15 protein-coding genes are annotated in these 25,196 nt (G+C 38.6%); 12 read left to right on the top strand and 3 right to left on the bottom strand.

Annotated features, from left to right (window positions below):
* The first annotated feature begins 100 nt into the window (after positions 1-100).
* Positions 101-1,804: a GMC family oxidoreductase gene (locus tag EHO65_RS15690; RefSeq protein ID WP_135775501.1), complete on the top strand. Its 1,704-nt coding sequence runs from the start codon at positions 101-103 to the stop codon at positions 1,802-1,804.
* 75 nt (positions 1,805-1,879) lie between these two features.
* A complete protein-coding gene (locus EHO65_RS15685) occupies positions 1,880-2,818 on the top strand; it encodes a CPBP family intramembrane glutamic endopeptidase (RefSeq protein WP_135775500.1) in 939 nt (312 codons plus the stop codon).
* 39 nt (positions 2,819-2,857) lie between these two features.
* Here EHO65_RS15685 and EHO65_RS15680 read toward each other — a convergent pair whose 3' ends face one another.
* The gene (locus EHO65_RS15680; RefSeq protein WP_135775499.1) at positions 2,858-4,162 is read right to left on the bottom strand and encodes a hypothetical protein; all 1,305 of its coding nucleotides are present in this window, start codon (positions 4,160-4,162) and stop codon (positions 2,858-2,860) included.
* A gap of 248 nt (positions 4,163-4,410) precedes the next feature.
* Here EHO65_RS15680 and EHO65_RS15675 point away from each other — a divergent pair, with 248 nt between their 5' ends.
* The 7 genes from EHO65_RS15675 (at position 4,411) to EHO65_RS15645 (ending at position 18,500) form a co-directional block, all read left to right on the top strand.
* On the top strand, positions 4,411-5,862 hold the full coding sequence (locus tag EHO65_RS15675; protein WP_208744130.1) for an NAD-dependent succinate-semialdehyde dehydrogenase: 1,452 nt from the start codon (positions 4,411-4,413) through the stop codon (positions 5,860-5,862).
* Positions 5,863-5,988: 126 nt separating this feature from the next.
* A complete protein-coding gene (locus EHO65_RS15670; protein ID WP_135775497.1) occupies positions 5,989-9,135 on the top strand; it encodes a SpoIIE family protein phosphatase in 3,147 nt (1,048 codons plus the stop codon).
* A gap of 164 nt (positions 9,136-9,299) precedes the next feature.
* Entirely contained in the window at positions 9,300-10,868 is a 1,569-nt protein-coding gene (locus tag EHO65_RS15665) for a methyl-accepting chemotaxis protein (RefSeq protein ID WP_135775496.1), read from the top strand.
* A gap of 175 nt (positions 10,869-11,043) precedes the next feature.
* Positions 11,044-12,612, top strand: a complete 1,569-nt coding sequence (locus EHO65_RS15660) for a methyl-accepting chemotaxis protein (protein WP_135775495.1) — start codon at positions 11,044-11,046, stop codon at positions 12,610-12,612.
* 82 nt (positions 12,613-12,694) lie between these two features.
* The gene (locus tag EHO65_RS15655) at positions 12,695-15,466 is read left to right on the top strand and encodes a SpoIIE family protein phosphatase (protein WP_135775494.1); all 2,772 of its coding nucleotides are present in this window, start codon (positions 12,695-12,697) and stop codon (positions 15,464-15,466) included.
* A gap of 92 nt (positions 15,467-15,558) precedes the next feature.
* Positions 15,559-16,560, top strand: coding sequence for a ketol-acid reductoisomerase (gene ilvC, locus EHO65_RS15650; RefSeq protein WP_086447694.1), 1,002 nt, complete (start codon positions 15,559-15,561; stop codon positions 16,558-16,560).
* 317 nt (positions 16,561-16,877) lie between these two features.
* On the top strand, positions 16,878-18,500 hold the full coding sequence (locus EHO65_RS15645) for a caspase family protein (RefSeq protein ID WP_135775493.1): 1,623 nt from the start codon (positions 16,878-16,880) through the stop codon (positions 18,498-18,500).
* A gap of 72 nt (positions 18,501-18,572) precedes the next feature.
* Here the strand turns inward: EHO65_RS15645 and EHO65_RS15640 are convergent, their stop codons facing one another.
* Complete coding sequence (locus tag EHO65_RS15640; RefSeq protein WP_008594093.1) at positions 18,573-18,779, bottom strand: hypothetical protein; 207 nt, start codon at positions 18,777-18,779, stop codon at positions 18,573-18,575.
* A 163-nt stretch (positions 18,780-18,942) separates the two neighbouring features.
* Here EHO65_RS15640 and EHO65_RS15635 point away from each other — a divergent pair, with 163 nt between their 5' ends.
* The 3 genes from EHO65_RS15635 to EHO65_RS15625 all read left to right on the top strand — a co-directional run bounded on the left by EHO65_RS15635 (position 18,943) and on the right by EHO65_RS15625 (position 23,134).
* Entirely contained in the window at positions 18,943-19,176 is a 234-nt protein-coding gene (locus tag EHO65_RS15635; protein ID WP_135775492.1) for a hypothetical protein, read from the top strand.
* The gene (locus EHO65_RS15630) at positions 19,173-21,083 is read left to right on the top strand and encodes a MutS family DNA mismatch repair protein (protein WP_135775491.1); all 1,911 of its coding nucleotides are present in this window, start codon (positions 19,173-19,175) and stop codon (positions 21,081-21,083) included. The genes EHO65_RS15635 and EHO65_RS15630 overlap by 4 nt, the downstream gene beginning before the upstream one ends.
* A gap of 80 nt (positions 21,084-21,163) precedes the next feature.
* Complete coding sequence (locus EHO65_RS15625; RefSeq protein WP_135775490.1) at positions 21,164-23,134, top strand: LTA synthase family protein; 1,971 nt, start codon at positions 21,164-21,166, stop codon at positions 23,132-23,134.
* Position 23,135: 1 nt separating this feature from the next.
* On the opposite strand, the gene EHO65_RS15620 is transcribed toward EHO65_RS15625, so the two are convergent.
* Complete coding sequence (locus EHO65_RS15620) at positions 23,136-25,196, bottom strand: AsmA family protein (protein WP_135775489.1); 2,061 nt, start codon at positions 25,194-25,196, stop codon at positions 23,136-23,138.

The raw sequence follows: 25,196 nt of genomic DNA, 5'->3' as shown, positions 1-25,196 counted from the left end.
ATGAGGTTGATAAAACGAATTAGTAGTAGAAGTTTTTCGAACGCATAGTCAAGTCCGAAAATGGATTGAGTAAATAAATCGATATGTTTAGGTCGGACTTATGAAGACAGAAGAGAAAACAAATGTTCATTTTGATTACGATTATATCATAGTCGGCTCAGGTTTTGGTGGAAGTGTTTCTGCTATGAGATTAAGCCAAAAAGGGTATTCTGTCTTGGTAATCGAGTCCGGTAAAAGATGGACTGCAAAAGAATTTCCTAAAACGAATTGGTCAGTTCACAAATATTTATGGATGCCTAGATTAGGTTTTTATGGGATCCAAAGACTCAATCTTCTGAAAGATTTTTTTCTAGTCAGTGGAGCTGGAGTGGGTGGTGGTTCTTTAGTATATGCAAACACACTTTACGTTCCTTCTGATAAAACATTAAATCATCCTACATATAAGAAGATCGGTGGTAAAGACGGAATGCTTCCTTTCTATAAAGTAGCTTCCAGAATGTTGGGGGTTGTTCAGAATCCTCATTTGGATGAATCGGATTCTATTTTAAAAGAGATCGCGCAAGAAATGGGAAGAGGTGAAACTTTTTCTGCAACTCCTGTTGGAGTATTTTTCGGAGAGAAACCCGGGCAAACGGTAAAAGATCCTTACTTCCTGGGCGAAGGTCCGGAAAGAACTACATGCAATCTTTGTGGAGGTTGTATGGTGGGATGTCGTTTTAATTCTAAAAATACATTAGATAAAAATTATCTATTTTTTGCGGAGAAATTAGGAGCTGATGTTCTTCCTGAAACAAAAGTTACTGATATAGTTCCTTTAAATGAAAATGGAGAACCAGATCCTAATGCGAGTGGAGAATTCGGTTACCAACTTTCTAGCAGGTCCACAACCGGCTGGTTCGGTTCTCCTAAAAGAAAATTCAAAGCTAGGTCTGTCGTACTTTCCGCCGCTGTGATGGGAACTGTAGGTTTACTTTTACGCTCTAGAGAAGTTGGAAATATGAAACGTCTTTCTGCTCGTTTAGGAGATGATGTTCGTACAAATAGTGAAACAGTTCTAGGAGTTACAAAATTCGGAAAGAATGTAGATTTTTCTAATGGAGTCGCGATCACTTCTTCCATTCATCCGGATGAACATACTCATATAGAACCTGTTCGTTATTCTAAAGGTTCAGACTTTTTTGGAGCTCTTGCGAGTGTTCTTACTGATGGTGGGGGATTCTTTCCTAGGCCTCTTAAATATTTTTTCACTATGTTCACTCAGCCTATTTATTTTTTAAAAGCTTCTTGGCCTTTCGGATTTGCTAAAAATTCACTTATTCTTCTAGTCATGCAAACTTTGGATAATAAGGTTAAGTTAGTTAGAAAAAGAAGAATGTCTTGGCCTTTCGAAAAATCAATGACCTCTGCTATCGGTTCAGGAGAGAAAGTACCTTCTTATATTCCAATCGCAAATCAAACTGCAAGAAAGGTTGCTAAGAAGATAGGAGGAATTCCTCGGAGTTCTTTAAATGATGTTCTTCTGAATGCTCCAATTACCGGTCACATAATGGGTGGTTGTGTGATGGGTTCAAATCCAGAAGAAGGTGTGATCGATTTTGAAAACAAAGTTTATGGTTACAAAAATCTGAGAGTCTGCGATAGTTCTATGATACCTGTTAACCTTGGAGTGAACCCTTCTCTTTCCATCACTGCAATGACTGAAAGAGCAATGTCCATGATCCCTCCAAAAGAGAATAAGTTTGTCTCCAGTTTCGAATTCGAAAAACAATTTGGGATCACATCTGTGGTGTTTCCTAAAATCTGATCCGAAAACGATAGACCTAGACTTCGCTTAAGAAAATTCTCTCCGTATCGGGCATCACCGATCCGGAGAAGGATTTTGGGCTTATTAAAAGAAAGTTTAAAGGATTTTTTTCAAACCAAAAGGGATTGGATTTCTTTTGGAGGAGTGTTTCTTCTATTCTTAATTTTTTGGTCTTATAACTATTCCTTCCGATTTGCTCCACTTTTTACCCAGGCTTTAAAAGATAATCAGATCGGTTTAAGTTTATTCTACTTTTTATTTTTTGCTGCTGGCGCTTTGGTGATCTACCCGATCGTTCTTGCATTTTATGGAAAATTAAACGAATTTAAACCTTCTATTCCTTTGATCTTAGGTTTTGTGATAGTTCTTGCGATTGTATGTTCCGCAAGGATTAGGGATTCAGAGTTATTCAACTGGGCCGGCTCTTCTTCCGTTGAAATTGCGATGCTTACGATAAATTATGTAGGAACCATTCTTGCCTATGTTGCGTTACCTTTGGCTTGGATCATTTTTCGCAAAAATTCTCCGGACAGATTTTTAGGATTAGATAAGTCCCCCAAGTTCGGTGAGGTATTGTTTTTATTAGGATTGATGCTTCCTTTAATCGCAATTGCATCCTTTTCTCTTTCGTTTCTTTCCGTATATCCTAGATTTGCAGGAAGAATGTCCGACGGTTATTTGATCTATCCGCCTGCTTTATGGATCATTCTATTCGAAATTTCTTATGCAGCGGACTTTGCAGTTTTGGAAACCTTCTTTAGAGGATTTATGGTTTTTCCTTTAGCTTCCAGAGCAGGAAGTAAACCAGCTGTTTTGGCTATGGCATTCATGTATGGTCTATTACATTTTACAAAACCCCAATTCGAGGCATTAGGTTCTTTTTTCGGAGGTTTTATTCTGGGAATGATCTCATATAGAACCAAATCAGTATATGCAGGAATTTTGATACATATAGGAGTCGCTTTGGCAATGGAACTTGCCGCCACTTTACAATTTTTATATTTTATGGAGTAAATATTCTCCGGCTCTGGGAGAACCGAAGAAAGAGAGAATTTAAATCCGGATCGTGTATCCGATATTATAGAAAAAGATCACATGTACTATATGTTGCTGCTGGTAATGGTCAACTAAGGCCCTTTTTACCGCAGGATCATCCGATAAGGAAGATATATAGTTTATGATCAGTTCATTCTTGTATCCGTAGGCTTTAGCCGGATCGATAGTCAACCCGTCGTTTGCATTGCTGTCGGGATAGGCACCAATATTCGGTGTATATGTTGCATTATCTACTAATGCAGGTGTCGCCCTATACATCATATTCGCCGCAAAGAAAAATTTTCCATAATCGAATTGAAGTCTTGGGCTTATATCACTGATCCCTTTTTTTCGATCTGTGTTATCGTTTACTTCTGCGTAACCTACAACCAAACTAGGAGTGATCCTAAATGTTTCCCCTTTAAAAAATTCGTGAGAAACCGTCAGACGATAGTTATGTGTACCTTGGAAAGTTCCGCCGTAATCGTTTAACATTTTATTATTAATCGAGAACTGAGGATTAAGCCATTCCCAAAAAGGAGCCTTCCATCCGATCACCCAATATCCTCTCATTACATAAGTAGGATCGTTTTGGTTTATGAATAAAAATCCAGCGGAGAATGTTCCAAGCTTAGTTTCATGATCGTACATCGCTCTTGTGAATAGATAATCGTAAAGCCCGTTCTTTTCTTTCCTAGTCTTTACTTCATTCGGATCGAATTGTAAAACGCCGGTCGCAATAGATTTATCTAGCAAATAAGTTTGGTCGGGACCACCCGGTGTAGATTGTAATCTTAGATCCGTGTCAGTGTTACTTCTATCCACTAGCGGATTCATCATGGTAAGCCCTAGTTTAAATTGTTTAGGCAAACCTAATATTTCCACGCTAGTAGTTAAGAAATAAGCCTCGTAAAAATCTTTGTAAGAAGTTCCGTTCCTTCTCGCCTGTCTTTCTCCAAATAGATCTGAACCTTGGAAGGCACCATCATTAGACAAAGATTGAGAAAGCAGAATTGAATGTTCCGGAAGTGAATCTTTGGGAGAAGGTGTTTTGACCGCTCCCGTAGGAATACTTTCGTCGGAGGCAAATTCCGGAACAGTATCCGGAGTATCTTCCGTGATTTGTTTTATTTTATCCTTGCGGATTCTATATATGACTCCGTCCGGATCGACCACCTCTATCTCGGTTTCCGATTCTTTTTGAATGGAAACTTTTTTGAATATACGACCCGCATTCATTTGGATCGTTACAGCTAAAATTGATTCGAGAGGGAAAGTGAGGATCAGTAGGAGGATTGAGGAAATACCTAAAATTCTTCCCATAAAACCATTATTCAAAATTGGGGGAGTTTCTTCAATACACATACATTTGTAATCATTTATTTACTAATCACTTAATTGATGTATAACATTCTTTATTTTCCTAAATGCTATGAACTTTTTCTTATCCTGAGAGTCCCACGAAGATACGATCCTCAAACTATTTTGTATTTATTGCTCATAGAAAATTCGGTTTTCAGTAATGTAACAAAGATCTATCTTTGGAGAAAGAGCTTCTTTCAGGCAAAAATATGATCCAACTCAATCGACCTTCTTTATTCAAAAATTCTAATTTTTATTCGGGAGAATGGAGGACCGTCTCGAAAACTATACCGGTATTTGATCCAGCAACGGGTGAGAAGATAGGAGAAGTGCCTGATCTTCCGAGAGAGGAAGTAAGAAAGGCTTTGGAGTTTGCGGCGAAGTCCCAAAAAGATTGGGCAAAAACAATTCCTAAACAAAGAGCTAGATTTCTCAGGGATTGGGCGGATCTAATGATCCAAAATAAAGAAGACTTAGCAAAAATTATGACCTGGGAACAAGGAAAACCTTTGGTTGAATCCAGGGGAGAGATTGATTATGCGGCTTCATATTTGGAATGGTTTTCAGAAGAAGCAAAACGTGCATATGGAGATTTGATCCCTACTCACAGAAAAGAACTTAGATTGATGGCTTGGAAAGAACCTGTAGGTGTTACAGGGATTTTAACTCCTTGGAATTTTCCTTCTTCCATGATCACTCGAAAGATAGGGCCTGCACTTGCAGCAGGATGTGTTGTGATCTCTAAACCTTCCGAACTTACTCCTTATTCTGCAATTGCGTTAGCCGTTCTTGCAGAGGAAGCGGGAATTCCGTCCGGAGTTTTCCAAGTGGTCACTGGACAGCCTGAACCGATAGCAGATGAATTTTTAGAAAACAAAATTGTGCGTAAGATCAGCTTTACCGGTTCCACAAGAGTAGGGAAAATACTTTTAGAAAAATCGGCGAACCAAGTTAAAAGGATTTCTTTAGAGTTGGGAGGTAATGCTCCTTTTATTGTATTCGCAGATACAAATATAAAAGAAGCGATACGCGGAGCAATTGTTTCAAAATTTCGTAATGCAGGTCAGACTTGTGTGTGCACAAACCGATTCTTAGTTGAGGAAAAAATCGCAGAAGAATTTGCTCACGGTTTAGCGGAAGAAGTTTCCAGATTTAAAGTAGGAAACGGTTTTGAAGAAGGGGTCAATATTGGCCCCTTGATCCATTCTAACGCGGTCAAAAAAGTAGATTCACATCTAAAAGATGCAATCGAAAAAGGAGGAAAACTGCTAATTGGCGGCAAACCTCATTCACTCGGTGCGAATTTCTACGAACCGAGCGTTCTCTCGGGAATCTCCGAAAAATCATTATGTTTCCAAGAAGAAACATTCGGCCCTCTCGCACCTATCAAAAGTTTCAAAACGGAAGAAGAAGCATTACAAATTGCAAACGCGAGCGACGTAGGGTTGGCTTCTTACGTATATACGAACGATCCCGCCAGGATCTGGAGAATTTCAGAAGCCTTAGAAGCTGGGATGGTTTCCGTAAATGAAGGTATTTTATCCTCAGAACAGGTTCCTTTTGGAGGAGTGAAAGAATCCGGCATGGGTAGAGAAGGTTCCAAATATGGGATAGAAGAGTATCAGGAAATAAAATATATCTGTTGGGGAGGACAAAGTTAGTCGTAAAAACTTCGAATTCGCGGTGTTAGTTTTGTAAAAAAATTTTCGTCTTTTGAGTTCGGACTTCTTTTCGCATTTTTCTTGACGAAGTGGTCCTTCGGATCAATCTCTTAGGCTGCCCTTTTTATGGACCCTTTTTATTTTAACTTTTACTTCTTCGGATCCTTACTCGCTTCCTTATTTTCTTTGTACGTTTCTTTTTTCTTTCTGACCATTAAGGACAGAAGTAAGGCAGCATTTCACCTAGGACTTTCCAGTTTATCCACTACCATTTTTCATTTTGGATATTTGGTTGCGTTTTGTTCTCCAGAAGATTGGACGATCTTTCATAGATGGATCGTGATCCCATTCCCAATGGTGGGTTATACCCAGCTTTTTATATTCTTCTTTTATTTCCCAACACCTAAAAGAGAAAAATTAGGACTGACTGTGTATGCGATCTTATACGCAGGAGTTATAACATTAGCAATTTTTTATATTCTTCTTTCTTTAAAGTCTACTCGAAGTTTCGTAATGGGCAGTCATTATTGGGATTTTGAAACTCATTTATTCTATAAAATTTTCTCTCTTATAGTTTTCCTTTATAATTTTATATTTTTGATTGCGGGGATTTGGAGAGCGATCGTCGAAAAAGGAGGAGAGAGAAGGTCCGTAATTTATATCATTCTTGCTTATCTGACGATCACACTTATACCGGGAATTACGAATGCCTTAAGTAGAGAAGGTACTGTATCTCGAGCAGTCTATCAGCAAACAGCAGACATTCTTCTTGTAGCTGGATTGTTTTTAATTCTGATCGTTTATGTAAACGCAACCAAAGAAAGAACCACAATCTTAAGTAGGATTGTTGGAGTGAGTATGGCGACCTTCCTTCTCGCATTCCAGTTGGTGGGATTTGCTATATTAAACGGATATGATTCTTCTTTTGATCTGATAAAAAAAGAAGAAGCTAAATTGGTTGTTTTACAGGGAGAAACTCCGAACGGATTCGCATATTTAACTTCTTACGATCCGAATGAAAATCGATTTCAAACTGAAAAGGGTTTTAAGGATCCAAGATTCGATTCTGAGGATAGGCTAGAGATTAAATTCTTTTATATTTCTAAAAATCTTACAAATTTAGGAAGGCTCCCGGCCAATACAAGACTAGAAAGGTCCGAAACGATTCTAGAAAATTCTCCCAAAGAATTTTATGCTTATCGGGAAGGGGTGAAACAATTTTTAGAATCGAAAGGAACTGATCAGGTTTCTGACGAAGATGTACGAGAGTTTTTTAGGCATTTGAATAAAAGACTAAAAGTCGTTCGAAGTAAATATTCTCATTTACCTTCCAAATCGGATGCTTCTGCAATTTATAAACTTTTAAAATCAGAAGAAGTCGGCCTTTCTGCAATTTTAGAGAAAGTGAAAGTAAAGGCGGAAGCTGATCTTAAAGCAGATATATCGGAGTCAGATTTTGATAAAACGGTCCTTCTACCCTTAACTCCGATCAGAGAAATGGGAGAACGGATCTATAGAGGAACGAAATATTATAAAGTAGGAGATGAGAAACCACAATACTATGTTTCATACCTGGTTGTACATCCTACAAATGGAAACGTTTACGAAGTCGGTTTCACTTACATATCTTTTAGAACATTCATACATGAACCTGCATTGATCTTAGTTGTATGTTTACTCGCCATCGTGCTGGTGATCAGCCTAGGATTCAGATTTTTCTTCCAAAATGCTCTTATCAAACCTATGGACGAAGTGGTTGTAGGTTTAACTGAAGTAAATTCGGGAAACTTGGATTATAGACTCGAACCGAGAGTAGAAGATGAGATCGGATTTATAGCGAGATCATTCAACAGAATGGCAAGGTCCATCCAAGCTGCTCGAAAAAGATTGGAACAATATGCTAATGAGCTAGAAGAAAAAGTAAAAGAGCGTACCAAGGAATTGGAACAAACCTTGGGAGAAGTACAAGAGCTTAAACAACAACAGGATGGAGACTACTTCTTAACTTCTCTTTTGATCAAACCTTTAGGTGCGAATAAAGCAGTTCATGAAAACGTAAAGGTGGATTTTCTATTAGAGCAGAAGAAAAAATTCACGTTCAGAAGATATCACGATGAGATCGGTGGAGACTTGAACATTTCCAATCATATAGACTTAATGGGTAGGTCTTATACTGTATTCTTGAACGCGGATGCGATGGGAAAATCAATGCAAGGTGCGGGTGGTGCACTCGTATTAGGATCCGTTTTTGAATCCATTATAGAAAGGACCAGGCTTGCTGATAATATGAAAAATCAGTCTCCGGAACGTTGGTTGAAGAATGCGTTTACCGAATTGCATAAGGTTTTCGAAAGTTTCGACGGTTCCATGTTGGTCTCCTCCGTAATGGGTCTCGTTGATGACGAAGTTGGTATTTTATATTTTATTAATGCAGAACACCCTTGGACCGTATTGTACAGAGATGGGATTGCAAGTTTCATTGAAGATGAGTTGATGTTCCGTAAACTAGGAACTACCGGTATGGAGGGTCGTATCTATATTAAAACCTTCCAATTGGAACCTGGGGATGTGATCATTGCCGGCTCCGACGGTAGAGATGATATTTTGATCGGAACTGATCCTGATGGGGGAAGGATCATTAATGATGATGAAAAACTTTTCCTTCGTATAGTGGAAGAAGGTAAAGGTGATCTAGGCGGGATCTACACTTGTATTACCGGAAAAGGTCCACTTACAGACGATCTTTCTCTGATCAGACTTTCTTTTAAAGAAGCCGATTCAGACCAGAAACTTCATGATGAACAAAAACAAAAAATAAAAGAATTACTTAATAGAGCAAAGGAAACTTCTCAAAACAAAGACGTAGCAGAGGCCATCACTTATCTGGAAGAGGCGGAGAATCTTGACAGCCGCATCCCTGAAGTGAAGAAAAATTTTGTAAAATTATTCTTAAAACTTAAAGACTATTCCAAAGCAGCACATTACGCAGAAGACTATCTGAATATCAAACCAGTTGATAAAGAAATTTTATATGTCGCTTCCTTTGCAGCAAGAAAGGCAGGTCAGTTAAAAAAGGCATTGGACTTTGGGGAGAGGTTAAGGCTAAGAGAGCCAGATCATTTTAAAAATCTAATGAATCTAGCCCAAGTGTATATTGCTTTAAAAAATTATGAAAGAGCAATGTATATGGTCCAATCTGCTTTGCATATAGAGCCTGAAAATGAAGCAGTACTTAGGATCAGAGATGTTCTAAGGAAAAATTGGCGCCAGTAGATCTAGACTCCTGACTAATATCAATTTTTAAAGATATAATCCTTGAGTATGGAATTAAAATGTGAGTTTTTGCTCACTTTGTAAAAAATAAGATCGATTCTATGTGCCTTTGGTTTGAATTTAGAGTATTCTTTAGATAAAACCAAACATTATTGGGGGCTCCAATGAATGACGAACGAACCATGGAAAAGATCGCCGCGTTAGGCCCTTTAACTATTAATCGGATTCGCATAGGATTAGTTTTTTTAATTTTAGCCTCTTTAGGTGCTTCTTGGGAACAAAGTTCCTTTGAACAAAATATGGCATATCTAGGTGGAACGATCTCAATGGCGATCGTCTCTTTGGTGAATTTATTTTTTTCTTATCGAAATGGAAAGATCCCAAAATCGCTCGGGATGATTTCAGTTCTTATGGACGTGATAATACTTGCAAGTGTCATGTTTTTCGCAGCCTCTACGGATAAAAGTATGTCTTCCGGGATCATCAGGCAAATCATATTATATGCGATTAATGTAATATTGATCGTATATTCAGGATTGCTCCTGTTGCCAAAATTTGTAGTTATTACTGGGATTGTATCGGCAGTTGCACAAGGTGTAGTAGTATTAAATTGTTATCTCCATGGAGTTGTATTCTCTGAGGAACCGTTAGAAGTACTTTCTCCAGGATTTGCTTCTCCCTCCGAGCAGATCTTAAAATTAATTTTTCTGATCGTGATATCTTTTATCGTTAGAAGTGTGATCAACATATTCGGGCTTATGCGGGACGCAGAAGAGGAAAAATTAAACACTATCATCGTATCTGGAAACGAATTGAAAAAAAGTAAGGAGAGAATGGATTCTGCCGCGGTTTCTCTAAGAGAAAAATCCAGATCTTTAAGGAACTTCTCAAATGAATTTTTCGATGTGATCAATAATCATGCGGCTTCCTTTGATGAGATAGGAAGTACTTTAACCGAATTTTTATCTCAGATTGAAAGTGCTGCATCTAGTGTTAAGGACCAATTCGGAAGGATAGAATTACTTGTTAAAGAAAGCCAAAATCTAAGAACTTTGATCGATAAAATTTCAGGTTATTCTTCCGAGTTGAATGGCCGTATTCATTCCGTTTTAAATACAGGTAAAGAAGTGACCGAATTTGTATCAGGTCTTTCGGAATCATTGGAATCTCTCGGAGAATCTTTCCGTTCTGTGGGGGAAGTTACGGTAATCATGGCTGATGTTGCGGATCGTACCAATCTACTTTCTCTAAACGCTTCTATAGAGGCAGCAAGAGCTGGGGTCGCGGGAAGAGGTTTCGCAGTGGTTGCAACGGAAGTTTCTAAACTTGCAGAGAGCAGCGGACAAAATGCAGCTAGGATCTCTAAGATAATCGGTGAATCTAATGATTATGTAGATAAAGGAAGAAATAGGGCCTCGGTAACATCGGAGAAAGTTAGGAACCAAGAGGATCAATTTGCAACGTTCCTAGGTAGATTCAACGAATTGAATGGGCTTCTTGAAGACCAGATCAAAATAAATGATCAATTTTTAGCTAGTCTCTCCGAGTTACGTAAACTTTCTGCGGGGATAGAGACTTCTTCAAACGAGCAAAACACTGGAGCTTCTATGATTATGGGAGCGATATCCGAGTTGCAGGGTTCGATGGATTCTTTATTAAGAAAGAGCGAACTTTTGTCTGATACAATCCGGGTATTGGAAGAAGAAGCGGAGCTGCTCGGAAAAGAGCATTGATCTATATCAGTCAAATGATCGGATATATTAGGGACTTATTAAATAAAGCCAAACGTTAACTTTCTTTTGCAATAAATTTTCCACGAATAAAATCCGAAAAAGGATCGATTTATTCACCCTTTTACCGTCTTGGATATTAGTTAATAAAAATGTTCCTAAGGCGGGTTTTTCTAATATGGTAGCACGTTCCGAAACGGAAAAAATTCTCGCTCAGGGTCCGATCACGATCAATCGAATCAGATTCGGACTCACTTTACTCTACTTTGCTTCCATCGCTATGGGATACAAAAGAAGTACCCTATTCCAAAACTCTCTCTATATTCTAGGGACTTCCGTGATGGTGATGTATGTCACATACTCATTCCTTAAAAATAGATTTGGGAGTGGAGTATCTCCCTTTTTAGGAAAGGTTTTTATAGTCGCTGATGTCGTCGTTCTTTGTTTGGTAATGATTGGTGCTACTACGGAAGATGCCAAGCTTGCTTCGAACGTAATCAAACAAGTCGTTCTCTACACAATTAATGTTATCTATATAGTGTATGCCGGTCTTTTACTTTCTCCTAGATTCGTATATCTGACTGGGTTTTTAACCATCCTTTGCCAGAGTTTAGTAACAGTGAATGCGGCTTATACTGGAGTTATTTTTACAGAAGATAGCATCGTTTCTATAACTCCCGGTTATGCCGCGATGTCCGAACAGATCACCAAGATGTTATTCTTAATGACTACCGCATTCATTGTAGTAGCGGTGATCCGAATCTTTCTGCAGTTAAAAAGCGTGGAAGAAGAAAAGTCCCAGGCTATCGAAAAGTCAAAAGAGGATCTGGAACACGGTAGAATCAGAATGACCGAGTCCGCCGTTTCTCTAAGAGAGAATTCCAAAAAGTTAAAAGACTTCTCAGATGATTTTTCAGAAGTAATAAGCAATCATGCAGCTTCTTTTGAAGAGATTAGTTCTACAATGGAAGAATTTTTGGCTCAGACAGAACAATCTGCGGAAACAGTAAAAGACCAATTTTCAAAGATCGAAGGTTTATTAGGAGAAAGTAGAAATCTGAATACTTTGATTGATCGGATCTCCGGGCATTCTAATGACTTAAACAGAAATATGGATATAGTCTTGGATGCTGGAAAAGCAGTAAGCGAATTCGTAGATGGTCTTAGAACTTCTTTGGAATCTTTAGGAAGTTCCTTCCGCTCCGTGGGAGAAGTGAATCAGATCATGTCGGATGTTGCAGATAGAACCAACCTTCTATCTTTAAATGCATCCATCGAAGCTGCAAGAGCCGGGGCCGCAGGAAGAGGATTCGCAGTTGTTGCAACTGAAGTTTCCAAACTTGCAGAAAGTAGTTCAGAAAACGCAGATCGTATTTCTAAAATTATAAATGAAAGTACTAGGTATGTTCAAGACGGGCAAAAGTCCGCTCATACTGCGAATGAAAAAGTGAAGGAACAAGATACTTTGTTCACAAACTTTTTGGATAGTTTTAAACAACTGAATCAATTATTGAGTGAACAGAAAACAGTGAACGATCGTTTTTTGAACAGCCTTTCAGTTTTAAGAAATTTATCTTCTGATATTGAATCCGGTTCAAAAGAACAGTCTCTTGGAGCGAATGCAATCATGACTTCCGTATCTTCTTTGCAAAGTTCTATGGATTCTCTGTTAAGAAAGAGTGAAATGTTAGCGGAAACCATCAAAATTTTGGAAACTGAAGCCCAAACATTGGCTTCGAAAGGTTAGTTGTCCTTCTGATAAAATTTCCGAACTAGTTTGTACGGAAAAATCTTGAATTCTAAACACTGGGGATTAGAAAAGTCGCTCCATGGTTTATTTTAACTCATGGGCGATCTCTTCGCTCATCTGTTCCATCTTTACCTTTATCATTTTTGCTTTTTTAGCTGCGTTAAAGAAGAAGGCGAATTATACGAGCGCGTTCTCTTATCTTTTTCTTTTCGTATTTTTGATTAACTTTGGATTTTTCTTCTCGGCGATTCTTCCGTTTCCGGAGGCGGCGTATCATAGGCTAGTTACTGGACCGGCAGCTGTATTCGGCACGATCTTCCTTTGTATATTCGCATACTTATATCCCAGAAACGATCATCCAAAAGAAGCAAAGTATGTCATCGGATCACTACTTGGGATCTCCTTAATTACGATTTCATATTCATATTATCAAATATTTACGAATAAGCCGCTCTTTGATTTTACGGGACAGATATACAATTACCAGCAAAAAGTAGGCAACCTCCTTGCGGTTTCCTTACTCGCTTTCCTTCTGGTTATGATACTTATCCAGGTCCGAAAAATTATCAGAGCGGAAAAAGAAGAAAGAAAAGCCTTAGTACAGATGTCCCTGGGAATGGATGTCACCTATTTAGTCCCAGTAGTTTCAAATCTTTTGTTTAGATCTGGTGTAATTACTTTTAATGCGTTCCAACAATTGTATGTTGGTTTTATGATCTTGGGATATTTTACCCTGACTATATTATTTATTAATAATACAGTAGATAAAACTTCTTTTATGACCAAGATTATCGGGATTACCGTGGCTACTTGTTTGGTTTTTGCCCAGGCTTTTTCTACAGTAGTAAATCTCAAAAATGAATCCTTGTTTGATGAGATCAGTATTAAGGAAGCCCAGACATTTCTAAATACTGGCAAATCAGAAGGTTCTTCTATCGCATATGCAGTTTCTTTAGGAGATTCTTCCAATAAACCCAAGGTTTTGATAAAATCTGCAGGCATAGAACCGAACTTAAATCTGGCTCAAAAAGAAATTTTAGAAAATCGGAAATCAGGGAATTTCCTAAAAAGAACTCCAATTACCAATCTTCCCAAGGTCAGTTCAGAAGATTACGTACCTTCTCCAAATGATCTGTTTTATTCTTATTATCTAAGAGATGAAGTAGGAGAAAGAACCCTTCTAGTAGCATTTCCTTATCTACATTATAGAAAGTTTTTGGATGAGACGAATAGTTGGTTGGTATTTTTAACTCTTTCTCTTGTGTTTGTGATCTTAGTTTTGTTTCCATTCTTCTTCAATCGAAGTTTGGTGCGACCTTTGAACACTTTGATCCGAGGAGTAGGAGAAGTAAATTTAGGAAATCTTACGATACGAATTCCAGTACTCGTTCAAGATGAGATAGGTTATCTTTCCGAATCTTTTAATAAGATGGTGGGAAGTATCTTAGAAGGTAGAACAAAGTTAGAAGAGTACGCAGACACTTTGGAAGAGAAGGTCGACGCCCGCACTAAAGAAGTAACCGAAAAAATGGAGGAGATCCATTCACTTAAGGTGCAGCAGGATGGGGACTATTTTTTAACTTCTCTTTTAAGTAAACCTTTAATGACGAACTGGAATAGGGCTAGTTCGGTTACGACTAACTTCTATATTGAACAAAAGAAAAAATTCGTTTTTAAGAATAAAGAATCCGAGATCGGAGGAGATATTTGTATCAGCGGAAATCTTCTATTCGGTTCTGAAAAAGAAAGATGGTCCGTATTCTTAAACGGGGACGCGATGGGAAAATCCATGCAAGGAGCAGGAGGAGCCATCGTACTCGGAACAGCTATGAACAATATCATGGCAAGATCTGCGAGCCAAGGAAAGGTTTTGAACATTTCTCCGGAAGATTGGGTAAGAGAATCTTATCGAGAGTTGGATGATATTTTCAGAACATTCGACGGAGTGATGATGGCTTCCGCCATTTTAGGTCTGATCAATGAGAAGACAGGAAAGATGTACTATTTTAATGCGGAACATCCGTGGGCAGTACTTCTCCGAGATGGAAAGGCTTCTTTTTTAGAAAGAGAATTAACTTTACGTAAACTAGGTTCTCCTTCCGAGATGAGTTTTAGAATTTTGGAATTCGATCTGATGCCAGGGGATATTCTTTATGTAGGCTCGGATGGAAGGGACGATATCAATTTAACCGAAGATGGTGTGAATTGGATCATGAATTCAGACGAAAATATGTTTCTCAAAACCGTTGAGGAATCCAAAGGAGATCTGGATAATTTAATAGATCGTATCCATAGTTTGGGTGCATTATCCGATGATCTTTCCTTGATCCGTATCGGTTTTCACGAAAAACTTTCTCCGAATATAACCGAGTCCAAAACTAGTATTCCTGAGTCCATTCTCAGAAAATATACCGAGGCCAAGGCTCTATTACAGCAAAGAGAGATAGGTACAGCCGTTGTATTATTAGAAGAAGCACTACATTCTGTCCCTTCTTTCAAAGCTGCCGCTAGATTATTGGGACAAGTTTATTATGATCGAAAGGAATATGATCCTTCTTCTCGTTGGTTTGAAAAATATTTAGAGTTTGATTCAGATTCTCCTAATATCTGGTTCTTACTGTCAGTATGTTATAAACATTTAAAAGAATACTCAAAGTCTAGCCAAGCTGCGGAGAAGGTCCGTATCTCCCAACCTCATCGTCTTGCGAACCTGATCAACCTTACGGACAATTATAGATTATTAGGTCGCTTTAATGAGGCACGTTCGATCTTGGAAGCAGCAGAGTCTATAGATGGAGAAAGCCCTGGAGTCCGAAAGCTGGACGAACTATTGAAATCGAAGGGCTACTAAAACAAATTTAGATTGTGGAATCGGCCATTTCACAATGTTTTGTAAAAAAGACGCCTTTTTAGAACTCCAAAGGTGGAACTCGAGGTGCCACAATGGCTAATTTATACTATGATAAAGATACGGACCTTTCCGTATTAAAAGGAAAGACCATCGCCGTAATCGGATACGGAAGCCAAGGTCACGCACAAGCTCAGAACATGAAAGATTCCGGACTGAAAGTTATCATCGGTCTGAAAGAAGGATCTAAATCCAAGAAAGAAGCTGAAGAAGCAGGTTTCGAAGTATTTTCCGTTTCTGAAGCAGCTAAAAAAGCAGACATTATCCAAATCCTTGCTCCGGACGAGATCCAAGGCGACATCTATAAAGCGGATATCGAGCCTAACCTGAAAGACGGAGATGCATTAGTTTTCTCTCATGGATTCAATATTCATTTCGAATTCATCCAACCTCCTAAAACTGTAGACGTTTATATGGTTGCTCCAAAAGGACCAGGACACTTGGTACGTAGAGTATATGTAGAAGGTGGTGGAGTTCCTTGTTTGATCGCTGTAAACCAAGACGCAACTGGAACAGCAAAACAAAGAGCGCTTGCTCACGCAGCCGGAGTAGGTGGAGGAAGAGCAGGAATCCTTGAAACTTCTTTCAGAGAAGAGACAGAAACAGATCTTTTCGGAGAGCAAGTAGTTCTTTGTGGTGGTCTTTCTAACTTGATCATGGCAGGATTCGAAACTCTTACTGAAGCAGGATACGATCCTGAGATCGCTTACTTCGAATGTTTACACGAAGTTAAATTGATCACTGACCTGATCTACGAAGGTGGATTAGCTCGTATGCGTTATTCCATTTCCGGAACTGCAGAGTACGGAGACTATGTTTCCGGACCTCGTATCATCGATGCCGGTGTTAAAGCTCGTATGAAAGATGTTCTTGCGGATATTCAAAAAGCAAACGGTTCCAAGTTCGCAAAAGCTTGGATCGCAGAAACCAAAGCTGGTTATCCTGAGTTCAACAAGATGAGAGAGAAAAACGCAGGACATCCAATCGAAGATGTAGGTAAAAAATTACGCAGCATGATGAAATGGCTAAGTAAATAATAAAATCCTAATATTTAGATGTTAAAAGGCCGGAATTTTCCGGCCTTTTTTGTTTGGTAGCCTCAGCGACTTCTTCCCGTCTCTTAGGTAATCGAAAAGATCCCTAAAAATCAATAGTTGTTCGAAAACCCCCAGGACATTTTGGAAATTTCTTGCTCAAACCCCCTAAAATCATTCTAAGTTTGGAAAAAAAATCGGAAAATCCTCGGTCTTACGTCCGGTACTCGCTCTAGGAAGGTATCTATCCTTAGGGCAAAAAAATAATGACAAAGCCTAGCTTTTTGCTATTTTGAGACACCCAAGCCAGGAGGCTCTGATTGAAATCCTTAATTTCCATAATCGGAATTTCCCTCTTTTTGTTTTCTACTGATGTATTCGCACAGAAAAGGTTAGGCCTTATCTTCGGATCTAACTATAAAGGAAACAAAGCCGGAATTCCGGAGTTAAATCTTTGTGAGGCCGATGCCAAATATCTACACGATGAGATCAAACGTGTAGGAAAATTCGATGAGATCAAAATTGTTTTGGGTAAAGATGTTACCAAGGACAATATACAGAAAGAAATTAAGGCTCTTGCTTCTAAAGCAAAAGCGGATGATACGGTATTTCTTTATTTCTCCGGTCACGGTGCTTTTCAAAGAGATGAAAAAGCAAAGAACGGAATGAGGAACTTGATCATTTGTTATGATAGGCCTCACCTTTCCGACGATGAGTTGAATGATTATCTAGAAGCGATCAAATCTCCTAAGACTGTTTTCGTTTTCGACTGCTGCTTCTCCGGAGGTATCGCTAAAAAAGGAAAGGCAACCAGAGGTTCTGCTAATGTTCCAATTCCGGAAGGAAGTGATGGAACAGTTAAACAAGACTCCCAAGACTTTTTCTTCCAAGACAAAGCGATCATTTCCAGTGCGGATGATAACCAAACTGCGATCGAAGTTGGCGGAACAATCAATCACGGGATCTTTACTTATAATTTCGGAAAGGCCCTTTCTAGTGGGGACTTAAACCAAGACAATGTGATCACTGCGCTCGAAGCCTTCTTCGCTTCTAAAGATGAAACAGTGAATATGGCTAAAAAGTACGATCACGAACAAGTACCTCAGATTTCGGGTAACGCGTCTGGTATCTTCTTAGCCGGAGAAAAAAAGCCGGACCCTCCAAAACCTGTAGAGCCTGTTAAACCGCCTGTGAATCCTACTCCAATTCCGGATGTTCAACCTCCTAAACCGGAGCCTGAAACCCCGGTGGTCACTAATGAAGAGCCTCCAGTTGTTCCTACAAATCTGAAAGGTGATTTGGTAATCAAAACCACTATTATCCAAGACAGAGCATATGCTGTGTCCGATCTTCCTCCGGAGATCCGTATTACCTCTGGTAAGAAGAGGGTGGGAAATCGTTCTATCCGAGTACTCATAGACGATAAGGAAGTGGATAAGACGATCACTACTGAATCTTCTAACTATTGGGGCGCAACTAAGAGAATGGGTAAACTCACTGCAGGTGCAACTTACACTTTAACCGTTAAAGGTGTTCCGGCTGGAGTTCACAAGGTAACCATCCAAGCGGATGATTATCCTGAAGTTCAAAAAACCCAGGCAGTTCTTCCTAATAAGAGAAATGATCTGGAAGTTGTTACTTCTATGACAGGCTACGGAGCGATCCGAGGAAAAGTATTCTACAGAACCTTGGATAACCCTGTGATCAATCAGCCGATCTTCATGCCAACCGTTACAAGCGTGACTGGTATAAATAAATTAAATACTGATCAAAACGGTAACTTCTGGTTTACAAACTTAAAACCGGGAGAGTATGAGATCAAGGCTACCTTCGCAGAAGATCTGAACTTGAATAATGCTGATATTAAGGTGAGAGAGGGAGAAGTAACTGAAGTGGATATTATCCTGAATGTGAAACTTCCTTCTACCAAAACTAAATATTAAGAACAGAATATTTAGTTTTCAGGAAGAGCCTCTCGAGAGATCGAGGGGCTTTTTTTGTTCCTGGTTTGGGTTTTAATCTTTTTGGAAGCTATTCCATTGTTTGGAATTGATTCTTCTTTTTCGGATCTCGATTAAAATTTTCATTTGTTTTCGATCCAGCAAATTCCCCGCTTTTAAACCGAATTCGGGTAAGGCAGTGTCGTTTGTAAGATTAGCAAAGGTTTTTCCGATTTTTGCGAAGGAACTCCGTAGATCCGGATCCATTTCGGGATATATCATAAATCGCCTCCGTGCGACCCCATTTGGGAAAAAAGGGAGAAAGTTCCGGTTTTCCATCCTTGGAAAGGAAGCTTTCTCCCAAACTGTACTTCGGGACTTTGCAAAAATACTTGAGATATTTTTTTTCTTGTACGAAAAGAAAGTGCGGAGTAAATTCGGTAAAATGCAGATCCGTCTGGAAAATAGGACCGGCAAAAGATCGGGAAGATTCGTCGTATACGAGTACGGTACAGATCTATTCGGTTACGTCTACGTGGACAAAATTTTGGGCCGCGAAAAAGGTAAAACGGTTTCCAAATGGTTGATGCAAGATGTTGGTTCCTTGGTCCGTCTTTTGGACCATGAAATATACAAAAGAGAGACCGAAAACTACGAGAACGTTACTTTAGCGGTATGAACGCCCTAAACAGGGTCCGTCGACTTGGATCCGAAATTTCCCGCCTTGGCAGGATCATCCAAAAGGAAGAATCCGCTCTTTCCCTATTATCCACTTTCAGAATACTTTCCTTCTTATTTTTTATCGTTTGGATTGTTGGAGTTTATCTTCTTCGAACTGTCTCTGATCTATACTATTTACCTTCCATTCTCATTTTAGCAGTCTTCTATCGTTTATTATCCGCGTATCAAAAGAGAAGGGAGAAGATTAGAAGGTTAAATGTTTGGTCAGATTTCATAACAGCTCAGATCTCCAGAATCCAATTGGATGGAAAACATTATCCAAAGTCTAAAAGAGAATATTATAAGAATCTTGTATTAGAGACCGGCCTTCCGCCTTGGACAAAGGATTTGGATTTTTTGGGAGAGAAGGGGATCTTTTCCAGAATAGACACCACTGTCATACAAAAAGGAACTTCCAAGTTTTTAGAATATTTCTTGGAAACTCCCGAAGAATCAAAGGTAATGGCGAGACAAACTGTAGTTATCGGTCTTTCTAAAAGAGCAAAAGTACTCCAAAAGTTGCTCAGGCAGTTTAGATTGTATGAAGCTTCCTTTCCGGCAAGAAGAGAGGGAGAAGATGAAAAACTTCCTTCTTATATTCCTAAGATCGGTAGTCTTCAACCGGAACGTTCCGAAAAGAATAAGACAGATTTTCCGTTCAATTTATTTGAAGAAGAGCCAAATGATTTTTGGAAATCTTCTTTTGGAAAAGTGGCTGGAGCGCTCAGAGTTTTATTTCCAGTTTGGCTCGCTCTTGTTTGGATTTTAGTATTAGGAAGTTTTTTATTCGGACAAACCTGGGGATTCGGGATCTTCATTCTTCATTCTGCATTTTTCGGATCTTATCGAAATAGATCCTTAAAGATGCTCCAGCCAATCGCAGAAGATTCGGAAACATTGGAGGAATTAGGAAAACTTTTACTATATATTCGTTCTTCTAATCTTTCCGGAACAAAGGGAGAAATTTTTCTTTCCAATTGGAATCAGAAAGAACTCAAAAACTCTTGGAAACAATTTCTTAAAATTTCCAATTTAGCCGCTTATACTCAGTCTCCTTTAGCTCACGCATTATTGAATATTTTGTTCTTTTTCGATCTTTGGATTTGGAGAAGGTATACTTCTTGGTGGAATAAAAACGGCACTTCTCTAAAGGCATCCATGTCGGATCTTGCCGAGCTGGATTCTTTGCTCCCACTTGCGAATCTAAGCTGGATAGAGCCGGAATTTACTTTTCCTATATTAGAAAAATCAAATACAACGATTCATGCAAAAAATCTTGTACATCCGTTAATTCCTTCCGACAAAAGAGTAGCGAACGATCTGGAACCTATGCAACCAGGAAAACTTCTTCTTTTAACCGGATCGAATATGTCTGGAAAGACCACTTACTTAAGAGCATTGGGAATTTCAGGAATATTTGCAATGGCTGGAGGACCAGTACCCGCTTCCGAATTTATAACTCCTATCTTAGACGTACATTCCAGTATCCGAAATGAAGACTCTGTAGAGGAGGGTATCTCATTCTTTTATGCGGAAGTCAGACGTCTGGGAAGAATATTACAAGATATTAAAAATTCTCAGAAAGGTAGGTTAGTGCTATTGGACGAGATCCTAAAAGGCACGAATTCAAGAGAAAGAACAATTGCCTGCAAAGGAATATTGAAAAAATTAAGACAGTACGGTGTGTTCGGAATTATTACAACTCATGATCTTGAATTGGCGGACTTACCCGAACTTTCTTTGTTTCACTTCAGGGAAGAAATTGAGAACGGCAAGATGACTTTCGATTATAAGATCAGATCCGGTATAGTACAGTCCAGTAACGCTCTGGAAGTTTTAAGATTAGAAGGTTTGGACCTAGACTAAATAAGACTTTGGTTGGTAGCCGTATCTCTCTTTTTTGTCTTGCCCGACAGGCTCTCTAAAATTCTAATCAATTGGAAAAGATGAAACGTTTACCAACCAATCTTAAATTGATCGGCGGATATGCCATCTACTTTGTTCTAATTCTAATTCTTTATAAAGCAGCTTTTCTTTGGGTGTATTCCTATAGATTAGAAGGTGCGGAAACCAAGGATGTTTTGTGGGCAATCTTGGTAGGACTTAGGTTCGATATTTCCGTGATCGGAATGATCTTAGGACCGTTTGCTTTTCTTTCTTGTCTTCCTTATATAAATCGATTTAAGTTTTTCAACTTTTTCTGGGGATACTTTCCGATCGTGATCAGCGTTTGGATGCTTTCACATTTGATAGCTGATATAGTTTATTTCGAAAATGCGAATAAACATATAGGTTATGAAGGTTTCGTATTCATTGGAAAGGATATGGGTGTGATCTTAAGATCCGCCTTTGAACAGAATCCTTTCTTAGCTGTGGTGGCTTCCCTTTTAGTTTTGGTATTCTTACCTTTATCTACTTATCTATTCTTAAAATTTAATCCTTACAAACATGAACCTGAATCTTGGAAAAGGGACTCTATTCTTTCTTTTGTAGTTTTAGTACTCGTTGTTTTCGCGATCCGAGGAGGTGTTCAAGAGACTCCTTTGAGAGCGAGTAATGCAATCGTTTCCGGACATTCTTTCGTAAACAATATTGCATTGAATGGTGTATTTACTTCCATCATGGATTTAAAAAGCCAATCCATTCCGAATTATTTAAAATTAGAAACCAAAGAATCTGTTCGTATAGTTAGAGAAGAGATCTCTTATGAAGGTGCTGATTTTATCGGAAAAAAATATCCTTTATTAAGAAAACAGAAACAAACAAACAACGGGAAACCCCCGAATATAGTTTTGATCCTTCTGGAAAATTGGACCGGAAAATTTATAGATCCGATCAGTGATGGAAAAGTATTCGGAAAAGAACTCACTCCTAATTTTAATAAACTGTTACGAAAAGGAAGATTTTATACCAGATTTTTTGCCTCAGGTGGAAGAACTACTAATGGTATGATGTCCATTCTTACCGGATTGCCTGATAGACCGGGACTGACGGTTGTTCGAACTCACCAAGTACTAGGCAATTTTTCCGGGATAGGAAATATTTTCAAAGGTTTAGGATACGATACATTCTTCGTAACCGGTGGAGATTTAAGTTTTGATAATAAAGCAACTTTAATGCCTCATTGGGGATTTGATTCTGTTTTAGGCGAAAAAGAGATCGCTAAGTTGAATCGATTTAAGATAGGAGCTTGGGGATATGATGATGCAGATGTGCTTCAGGTGCTGCACGAAAAAATTTCAGAATCAAAAAAACCTTTTTTAGGAGTTTCTCTTACCTTATCCACACATTATCCGTACCGGGCTCCAGATCCTAAATTCAGGATCTTTAAAGATGATGAGAGAGACTTCGAATATCTAAACGTGTATCACTATGCGGATTGGGCTCTTAAGGATTTTATGGACCGAGCGGAAAAATCCAAGTATTTTGATAATACGATTTTTGTATTTGTAGCGGATCATACTCACCATCGTTATTTGGATTATTACGAAGATAGGAATATTCCGTTTTTAATATATTCCCCGGGGAAAATTCTACCTGCTATAGATGATAGAGATGCTTCTCAATTGGATGTTATTCCTACGATCTTGGGTCTTGTTGGTAAAGAAGCTTACTTTTCTGCTATGGGAAGGAATTTGCTTGCTCCTAAAAAGACAGAGTCTGCGTACTTTGCCTATGGAAATTTGATCGGTTGGATCGAGTCCGATCTATTCTATATCCATTTTGTGGATGGAAATCGTAACTTAAAATATTCCGCAAAGGGTCCAAGGGAAGAAGTAAACCTTTGTGATACGGAAGCCCGGATCTGTGATTCTCATTTTAATAAAGCAAGAGCATTCTTGAATCTAAGTCATGAATTGATGAATCAGAATTTGGTATTTCCAACTAAGGAAGAGTTGGAAAGAAAAGAGTACTAATTTATTTCTCTTTTTGTTTTTTGTCCGAGTCTGAACTACTTCCACCGAATAGACCGGTAACACCGTCCCAAAGATCTCGGACATATTCTCCAATTACGGACCCTGCGACCCCTCCCGCGTAAGGTCCGCCGACAACAATCAGATAAGGGCCGAGAAGTGTCATACCGGTATATACACTTCCGAGCCAAATTGGATCTACATAAGGTATACTTTTTCCGAAAGTTCCTGCGTAAATGATTGGGATTTGTAACCCTTTCCCGATAATTTTTCCGCCTAGACGAAGATGTAGTCTCATATCGATTTTTTGATCGAAACCGACAGTGCCTTTTCCATCCACATCCATTCCGCTATCCGCAATTTCCAGTTTCATATTAGGAAAGTACATCTCATTGCCTGAAATTTTTACATCCGATCTAAGGGTCTCAAATTTTAACTCTCGTCCGTCTACACCTTTGAATGCGATAATTTTACCAAGAGTATTTAAGACCGGCACCATAAAGTTTGCATAACCGACTAGCTCACCGTTTTTGATCGTGATATTTCCGATCCCTTTCATGTTTGCAAAAAGTTCGGTCACGGAATCTCTGGAATGATTTCTGATCTGGGTTTCGAAAGAGAACCAACTAGAAAGTTCACCTTCCATAATTTTCTCGGATAAATATGGGAGAAGGACCTTATCTACTTGGAGTCTATGCGCATCTCCCTCTACTTCTATCTTTGGTATATCCGGATATATTTTGGCTTTTCCTAATATTTCTCCGTTATAGATATACGCATGAAAATTCGGAATAGAAAGAAGCGGATCCACATACTTGGCTTCCATTTTTATATGAGCGAATCTATGTTTGAATGCGAAAATATTATTTAATTCCCCGGTAAAATAGAAGATACCGGGAGGAGAATTCGGATCAAAAAGATCTTCTCTTACATGGAATAGTTTTCCTAATTTTAAAAGATTATGATAGTCTCCGTAATCTGCTTTGATATCGAACTGACCTAAACTTCTGTTCTTCCAGTTTACGCTTCCTTTTGCTGTGGCTTTTGCCACCCCTTCCCAAACGGCTTCTATAAAAGGAAAGGCTACCTTTTTATTGATCAAATCCAGATCGAAGTCCACGTTCAATCTGATATTCCCAAAAGGAAGTCCTCCTTTATATGCAAGATCCTTAACTTGATTTCGGACTTTGAATTTGAAGATGGTACCTTCTTCTTTTACGACTTCCGTTCTTCCGGAAAGTTTTGTTTTGGAGAAGTCCCCTGCTGGAAAAATATTAAATATTTCTCTAAGTAATGAAAGAGAGAGTTCTTCCGTTTTTAAGATTGCACTGAATTGTAATTTTTCCCAATTGATTGGGAAGTTTTGCAGGCCGCCTGTCATTTCCAGATCGATAGGTTGATCGTCTATTCTTCCTTGGAATAAAAGATCCACATCCTTTCCATAGAAAGAAACGGAAACTTGGGACTTTTTGAAATATACTATATATTTTTTTTCGTGATTTTGTTCGTTATATACTAAAGTGAAATTATCTATTTCGATATTCTTTAAACTGACTGCTAAAAAGTCTTCAGTGGAGAATCCGATCTTGGAATTTACATCATCCAGAAGTTCTTTTACGTTGCTCTTCTGTTCTGTCTCCTTCTTCTTTCCATTCAAATATTCTACTATATCGAAAGATCCATCCTTCCTCCTTTCTAGATGAAGAGATCCACCATTGATAGAAATATCTCTGATCTCTATCATTCTTTTGATTAAGCCGAACCAAGATATATCTATATCTACTTTATCGCTGACTGCGATCAGTACATTATCTTTTCGGATCTCAATTTGATTCAGTTCGATTCCGGGAAAAGGAAGAAGATATAGATCCGAATCCGCAACTTTGATGTCCAAGTCGGTCGAACTTCGTAGACGATCTAATATAAATTCTTTATAAACGTCCTTTCTTTGAACGAAAGGAATATAGACGATCAGTATGAATAATAATACGAAAAATCCGAGAGCGGAGATATAGCGGATCTTATTTTCTTCTAAATACCGATTGAGTACATCCCAGGAGCGCAT

The sequence above is a fragment of the Leptospira andrefontaineae genome (assembly GCF_004770105.1).
Lineage (GTDB): Bacteria > Spirochaetota > Leptospiria > Leptospirales > Leptospiraceae > Leptospira_B > Leptospira_B andrefontaineae.
This window is presented reverse-complemented; position numbering and strand designations above follow the sequence as displayed.